This is a genomic window from Nioella sp. MMSF_3534 (assembly GCF_030732985.1).
Classification (GTDB): domain Bacteria; phylum Pseudomonadota; class Alphaproteobacteria; order Rhodobacterales; family Rhodobacteraceae; genus Nioella.
The window spans coordinates 1-6,999 of the sequence record NZ_JASHJX010000087.1 but is presented as its reverse complement, the minus strand read 5'-3'; the positions used below and the strand labels follow the sequence as shown (position 1 = coordinate 6,999).

5 protein-coding genes are annotated in these 6,999 nt (G+C 65.1%); 4 read left to right on the top strand and 1 reads right to left on the bottom strand.

Features of this window, described 5'->3' with window-relative positions; genetic code table 11:
* Positions 1 to 98: 98 nt before the first annotated feature.
* Positions 99 to 1,259 carry an acyl-CoA dehydrogenase family protein gene (locus tag RBB16_RS20280; protein ID WP_306047847.1) on the bottom strand — a complete coding sequence of 387 codons (1,161 nt, stop codon included), beginning with the start codon at positions 1,257 to 1,259 and terminating at the stop codon, positions 99 to 101.
* A 70-nt stretch (positions 1,260 to 1,329) separates the two neighbouring features.
* Here RBB16_RS20280 and RBB16_RS20275 point away from each other — a divergent pair, with 70 nt between their 5' ends.
* The 4 genes from RBB16_RS20275 to RBB16_RS20260 all read left to right on the top strand — a co-directional run bounded on the left by RBB16_RS20275 (position 1,330) and on the right by RBB16_RS20260 (position 6,794).
* Positions 1,330 to 2,280, top strand: a complete 951-nt coding sequence (locus RBB16_RS20275) for a GlxA family transcriptional regulator (RefSeq protein WP_371931273.1) — start codon at positions 1,330 to 1,332, stop codon at positions 2,278 to 2,280.
* Between the two features lie 90 nt (positions 2,281 to 2,370).
* Complete coding sequence (locus RBB16_RS20270) at positions 2,371 to 3,207, top strand: tryptophan 2,3-dioxygenase (protein ID WP_306047846.1); 837 nt, start codon at positions 2,371 to 2,373, stop codon at positions 3,205 to 3,207.
* 1 nt (position 3,208) lies between these two features.
* Positions 3,209 to 4,402, top strand: a complete 1,194-nt coding sequence (gene kynU, locus RBB16_RS20265; protein WP_306047845.1) for a kynureninase — start codon at positions 3,209 to 3,211, stop codon at positions 4,400 to 4,402.
* Between the two features lie 178 nt (positions 4,403 to 4,580).
* Complete coding sequence (locus RBB16_RS20260; protein WP_306047844.1) at positions 4,581 to 6,794, top strand: NADP-dependent isocitrate dehydrogenase; 2,214 nt, start codon at positions 4,581 to 4,583, stop codon at positions 6,792 to 6,794.
* Positions 6,795 to 6,999: the final 205 nt, after the last annotated feature.

Genomic DNA, 6,999 nt, shown 5'->3' with positions numbered 1-6,999 from the left:
CCCCCCCCCCCCCCCCCCCCCCCCCCCCCCCCCCCCCCCCCCCCCCCCCCCCCCCCCCCCCCCGGATCGACGCGCGACGTGCGGCGAAATCCCCCTCATCATGCGCCCAATGGCCGGAACAGCTCGCGGCTGATGATATGGCGCTGAATCTCGCTGGTACCGTCCCAGATCCGTTCCACCCGCGCATCGCGCCAGAACCGCTCGATCGGGTAATCGCTCATCAGCCCCATACCGCCATAGATCTGCAACGCCGCGTCCGTCACCCGCGCCAGCATCTCGGTGGCATAGACCTTGGCCGAGGCAATCTCCCGGTTCGCGGGCAGCCCCTGATCGAGCCGCCACGCGGAATTCAGCGTCAGCAGATCCGCCGCGTCGATCTCGGTGATCATGTCGGCGATCTGAAAGCTGACGCCTTGGAATTTCGCAATCTGCTGCCCGAACTGCTCGCGTTCCGCCGCGTAGTTCAGCGCATAGTCGAAGACCCGCCGCGCGCGGCCCACGCTCATCGTGGCGACCGTGATCCGCGTGGCATAGAGCCAGGTGTTCATCACCTCGAACCCGCCATCGACCTCGCCCAGAACCTGCGCATCGGGCAGGCGGCAATCGTCGAATTCCAGCACCATGTTCTTGTAGCCGCGGTGGCTGACGGATTTGTAGCCGTCGCGGATGGTGAAGCCGGGCGTGCCCCGGTCCACCAGAAACGCCGTGATTCGCTTCTTGGGACCCTTGGGCGTCATGTCTTCGCCGGTGGCGATGAAGACGATGATGAAATCCGCATGATCCGCGCCTGAGATGAAATGCTTGGTGCCGTTCACGACCCAATCGCCGCCATCGCGCACGGCGGAACATTTCATCCCCCGCACGTCCGACCCAGCCCCCGGTTCGGTCATCGCCAGCGCGTCCATCCGCTCACCGCGCACAGCGGGCAGCAGGTAGCGTTCCTTCTGGTCGCCCTCGCAGGCCATCAGGATGTTTTGCGGCCGCCCGAAGAAATGGTTGAGCGCCATGGACCCGCGCCCCAACTCCCGCTCCACCAGGGCAAATTCCAGATGGTTCAGTCCCGCGCCGCCCACTTCCTCGGGGAAGTTGCAGGCGTAGAACCCCAGTTCGATCGTCTTGCGCTTGATCTCGTCGGCCACCTCTTTCGGCACTTCGCCAGTGCGCTCCACCTCGTCCTCATGGGGGTAGATTTCCTTCTCCACGAAGCTGCGCACGGTGGAGACGATCATCTCCTGTTCATCGGTCAGACCGAAATTCATGGGCCTTCTCCCTTGTCCTGCTGGCCCGACTATGGAAGATGCGCATTGGACGATCATGCAGAATTAGCCGATGACCATGCAGAATCCGCAACAGATTACGCCGCCCCGCAGCATCGGCGTGCTGCTGTTTCCGTCCTTCTCCAACCACTGCCTCGCCAATGCGGTGGAACCCCTGCGCGGGGCCAACATGCTGTCGCGCAGGGCTCTGTATGACTGGCAGTTCCTCAGCCTCGACGGGGCGGGTGTGGCGTCTTCCTCGGGCCTCACGGTGCAGCCGCAGGCGCGGCTCTCGGATCATCCGGGCGGCGACTACCTGCTGGTGATGCCGAGCTATGACTTCGAACGCCACGCCACCCCGGCGCTTGCCCGCGCCCTGCGGGCGGCGGCGGGGCGGTTTCGGACCATTGTGGGCCTCGATACCGGCAGTTACCTGATGGCGGCGGCGGGGCTGCTCGACGGGCGGCGGGCGACGATCCACTGGGACGAGATGGACACGCTGGCCGAACGCTTCCCCGATGTGACGGTGACCGAAGATCGCTTCGTCATCGACGGCAACCGCATCACCTGCGGCGGCACTACCACGACATTCGAGCTGATGCTGCACCTGATCGACGCCCATCACGGGGCAATGTTGCGGCTGGAGGTGGCGGCGCTGTTCATGCATGGCGAGGCCGACCCGCGCGCCGATCCTCTGACCCGCCTGCCCCGCGACCGGCTGGTGCAGGCCGCCGTGTCGATCATGCGCCGCAATATCGAAACACCCCTGCCCGTGGGCGAGATCGCTGCGCGGCTGTCGCTCAGCCAACGGGGGCTTGAGGCGCATTTCGCGCGCGAAACCGGCATGTCGCCCCGCGCTGTCTACACGGCGCTTCGGTTGAGACAGGCACGGCTGCTGGCCGAGCGCACGACGCTTTCCGTGGCCGAGATCGCCACCCGCTGCGGCTATGGCGATGCCAGTGCCATGACCCGCGCCTTTCGCCGCGAGTTCGGCTTGGCACCCTCCGCCGTGCGGCGGGGCTAGCTCAACTATTTTAAGCTTGAAACAAAATCAGGGCGGCCATAGGGTCCATTGCAGGGAGACTCGCATCACCACGTTCCAAGGAGGTCCGCCATGGGCGACCAACCTTTCAACCCCGGCAGCGACGGCGCGCAGATGGATTTTCGCGCCGCCATGTCCTATGGCGATTACCTGCATCTCGACGGGATCCTGCAGCAGCAGCACCCGCTGTCGGATGCCCATGACGAGATGTTGTTCATCATCCAGCACCAGACCAGCGAGCTGTGGATGAAACTGGCAATCCATGAACTCTCTGCGGCGCGCAATGCTTTGCATGCGGGACAAATGTCGCAGATGTTCAAGATGCTTGCGCGCGTTTCCCGCATATTCGAGCAACTCAACAGCGCCTGGGACGTGCTGCGCACGATGACGCCCGCCGACTACACGCGCTTTCGCAAGACGCTCGGGCCGTCCTCCGGCTTTCAGTCCTACCAGTACCGCCTGATCGAGTTCGTCCTGGGCAACCGCAACCCCAACATGGTCAAACCGCACGCCCATGTGCCCGGCGTAGCCGAGATGCTGGAGGCCGAGCTTGCCCGCCCCAGTTTCTACGATGAGGTCGTCACGCTGCTTTTCGCGCAGGTGGACGGACCGGACCCCGAGCCAGCCCCGCAGCTCGACACGCCGCATAATGCCCGCCCGGACATTCAGGCGCGCTGGAAATCGGTCTATGAGGATACAGACCGCTACTGGACACTCTACGAGCTTGGCGAAAAGCTGGTGGACCTGGAGGATTATTTCCGCCGCTGGCGCTTCAACCACGTGACCACCGTGGAACGCGTCATCGGCTTCAAACGGGGTACCGGCGGCACCTCGGGCGTGCAATATCTGCGCCGGATGCTGGAAGTGGAACTGTTCCCGGAGCTCTGGCATGTGAGAGGAGAGCTGTAAGATGGGTGTACCCCTGCCCCGCAAGGACCTGTTCGAGATTCCCGAGGGGGTGATCTACCTCGACGGCAACTCGCTTGGCGTGCTGCCCAAGGGCGCCGCCAAACGCGCCACGGAAGTGATCGAGCAGGAATGGGGTCAGCAGCTGATCCGCGCGTGGAACGTGGCGGGCTGGATGGACCTGCCCCGCGTGGTGGGCGACCGAATCGGGCAGCTGATCGGCGCGCCTGCGGGGTCCGTTGCCACCGGCGATACGCTCTCGATCAAGGTTTATCAGGCGCTTGCCGCCGCGCTGAAGATGCGCCCTGACCGCCGCGTGATCCTGTCGGATAACGGCAACTTCCCCTCCGATCTCTACATGGCGCAGGGGCTGATCGGCACCATCGACAAGGGGTATGAGTTGCGCACGCCTGCGCCCGAGGATGTGGCCGACGCGATCACCGAGGACGTTGCTGTCGTCATGCTGACCCATGTGGATTACCGATCCGGCCGGATGCACGACATGAACGCCATCACCGAAAAGGCCCATGCCATGGGTGCCGTGATGATCTGGGATCTTGCTCATTCGGCGGGGGCGGTGCCGGTCGACATGGCCGGGTCGAACGCCGAATTCGCGGTCGGATGCAGCTACAAATACCTCAACGGCGGCCCCGGCGCGCCTGCCTTCATCTACGCCCGCCCCGACATCATCGAAGGGGTGCAACCGGCGCTCTCCGGCTGGCTCGGCCATGACGCGCCCTTCGCCATGGAACTGGGCTACCGCCCCGCCATGGCCACCGAGCGACTGCGCGTCGGCACGCCGCCGATCCTGCAACTGGCCGTCTTGCAAGAGGCGCTGAAGGCGTGGGACGGGGTCGACATGGATGACCTGCGCAGGGCCTCGCTGGCCCTGTCGGAGTGCTTCATCCGTGAAGTGACCGTACGCTGCCCCGAGTTGCGCCTCGCCTCCCCCGCCGATCCAGCAACGCGCGGCAGCCAGGTCTCCTTCGCGTTCGAACACGGTTACGCCGCCATGCAGGCGCTTGTCGCGCGTGGCGTGATCGGCGATTTCCGCGCTCCGAACATCATGCGCTTCGGCTTTACACCGCTCTATCTGGATGAGGCCGACGTGATCCGCGCCGCTGAGATCCTCGAAGAGGTGATCGAGACCCGCGCCTATGAAGCGCCCGAATACCAGACCCGGTCGCGCGTCACCTGACGCGGGCCGGTTGCGTCGCAGACGCGCGCCTTTGTCCTGTTGATCATTCCCCGCGCCTGATTTAGGCCAGCGGCGAAAGCAACCACGGCGACTCCCGGGGACCTGCCGACGCGCACCGCAATGGCCAGCGCCGCAAGGCCCCCAGACCCCCTCGGAACTTTGAAAAAGGGAACGGAACATGGCAGATCAAAAACAACCTGACATTGTGTATACCATTGTAGACGAAGCGCCCGAACTGGCCTCGGCCTCGTTCCTGCCGATCATCCGCAAATTCGCGGATGCCGCTGGCGTGACCGTCGGCACCAAGGACATTTCGCTGGCCGGCCGCATCCTGGCGACCTTCCCCGAATATCTGTCCGAAGATCAACGCCAGTCCGACGATCTGGCCGAACTGGGCCAGCTGGTGAAAACGCCCGAAGCGAACGTGATCAAGCTGCCGAACGTGTCGGCCTCGGTCCCGCAGCTCGTCGCCGCCGTGAAGGAGCTTCAGGCACAAGGCTACGCCCTGCCCGACTACCCCGAGGCCCCCGCGACCGACGAAGAAAAAGCCGTCCGCGCCAAGTACGACACGATCAAGGGCTCGGCCGTGAACCCGGTCCTGCGCGAAGGCAATTCCGACCGCCGCGCCGCAGCCGCCGTCAAGAACTTCGCCCAGAAGAACCCGCACCGCATGGGCAAATGGTCCGCCGACAGCAAGACCAAGGTCTCGTCCATGCCCGGCAATGATTTCTACGCCAATGAGGTCTCGGCCACGCTAACCGCCGCGCAGGCCGGGGCCGCCAAGATCGAATTCGTGGGCAAAGATGGTTCCGTCACCACGCTGAAGGACAACTGGCCACTCATTGAAGGCGAAGTCGTCGACGCGACCTTCATGTCGGTCAAGGCACTCTCCGCCTTCCTCACTGATGCCATCGAGGACACCAAGGCCGATGGCACGCTCTTCTCGCTGCACATGAAAGCCACGATGATGAAGGTCTCTGACCCGATCATCTTCGGCCATGCGGTCAAAGCCTGGCTCGCGCCCGTGTTCGACCAGTTTGGTGAAGAGCTGGCCGCGCTCGGCGTGAACCCCAACTCGGGCCTCGGCGACGTGCTGGCCCGTGTCGCGGACAACGCGGAGATCATGGCCGCCATCGAGGCCGCCACGGCAGACCGCCCGCCGATGTATATGGTGAATTCCGACAAGGGCATCACCAACCTGCACGTGCCCTCCGACGTCATCATCGACGCCTCCATGCCCGCACTCATCCGCGCAGGCGGCAAGGGCTGGGGCCCTGATGGCAACGAGGCTGACACCAACTGCGTCATCCCCGACAATTGTTATGCGCCCGTCTATGACGAGACGATCAGCTTCTTCAAAGCCAATGGCGCCCTGAACCCCGCCACCGCAGGCACCGTTCAGAACCTCGGCCTGATGGCGCAGAAGGCCGAGGAATACGGCTCTCACCCCACCACCTTCGAGGCGCCCGCCGACGGCACCATCCGCATCGTGCTGGCAAATGGCGAGACGCTGCATGCCCACGAGGTGGAAGCCGGTGACATCTGGCGCGCCTGCACCGTCAAGAAGGCCCCGATCGAGAACTGGATCCAGCTCTCCATCGACCGTCAGCGCCTCACGGGCTACCGGTCGATCTTCTGGCTCGATGCAAACCGCGCCCATGACGCCGAGCTGATCAAATACGTGCAGCCCGCGCTTGAGGCCGCAGGCGTCGCCGACAAGTTCGAGATCATGGCCCCCCGCGAGGCCACCCGCGCCTCGCTGGAAACCATCACCAAGGGCGAGAACACCATCGCCATCACCGGCAACGTGCTGCGCGACTACCTGACCGACCTCTTCCCGATCCTGGAACTGGGCACCTCGGCCAAGATGCTGTCCATCGTGGGGCTCATGAATGGCGGCGGGCTCTTTGAGACCGGCGCGGGCGGCTCTGCGCCCAAACACGTGCAGCAACTGGTCGAGGAAAACCACCTGCGGTGGGACTCGATGGGGGAATTCTGCGCCCTTGGCGAGAGCCTCAACTTTCTCGCCGACAGCCGCGGCAACGCCAAGGCCGGTGTCCTGGGCCGCGCCGCCGAGGCCGCCACGCAGGGCATCCTCGACGACAACCGCAGCCCGTCCCGCAAGGTGGGCGAGCCCGACAACCGCGACAGCCACTACTGGTTCGCCCGCTACTGGGCCGAGGCGCTGGCGGCCCAGACCGACGACGCCGATCTCGCCGCCCATTTCGCCCCCGTAGCCAAGGCCCTGGCCGACGGCGAAGCGGCGATCCTGGCGGAACTCAAGGCCGCGCAAGGACCAGCAGCCGATATCGGCGGCTACTACAAGCCCTCGGTGGAAAAGAAGGCCGCCGTCATGCGCCCCTCGGCCACGCTGAACGCGATCATCGGCTAAAACCGCCGACACACCACACGCAAGAAGGCCGCCCGCACCCCGCAGGCGGCCTTTTCATCTTGGCCCAAATACCTCCGCCGGAGGCGTCCCGCCCGCGCAACACGCGCAAAGCCCGGAAACCGGCGTCGTCCTCTCCACGCATCCGCGGCAGCACGCGCCGAGGAGGGCCCCGCAGGGGCTTGACGAGGCGCGTTCCCCGGTCGAC

Excerpts from the sequence above, each read along its gene's own strand:
- RBB16_RS20260 (WP_306047844.1), top strand. The coding sequence starts at position 4,581 with ATGGCAGATCAAAAACAACCTGACATTGTGTATACCATTGTAGACGAA.
- RBB16_RS20275 (WP_371931273.1), top strand. The coding sequence starts at position 1,330 with ATGACCATGCAGAATCCGCAACAGATTACGCCGCCCCGCAGCATCGGC.
- kynU (WP_306047845.1), top strand. The coding sequence starts at position 3,209 with ATGGGTGTACCCCTGCCCCGCAAGGACCTGTTCGAGATTCCCGAGGGG.
- RBB16_RS20280 (WP_306047847.1), bottom strand. The coding sequence starts at position 1,259 with ATGAATTTCGGTCTGACCGATGAACAGGAGATGATCGTCTCCACCGTG.
- RBB16_RS20270 (WP_306047846.1), top strand. The coding sequence starts at position 2,371 with ATGGGCGACCAACCTTTCAACCCCGGCAGCGACGGCGCGCAGATGGAT.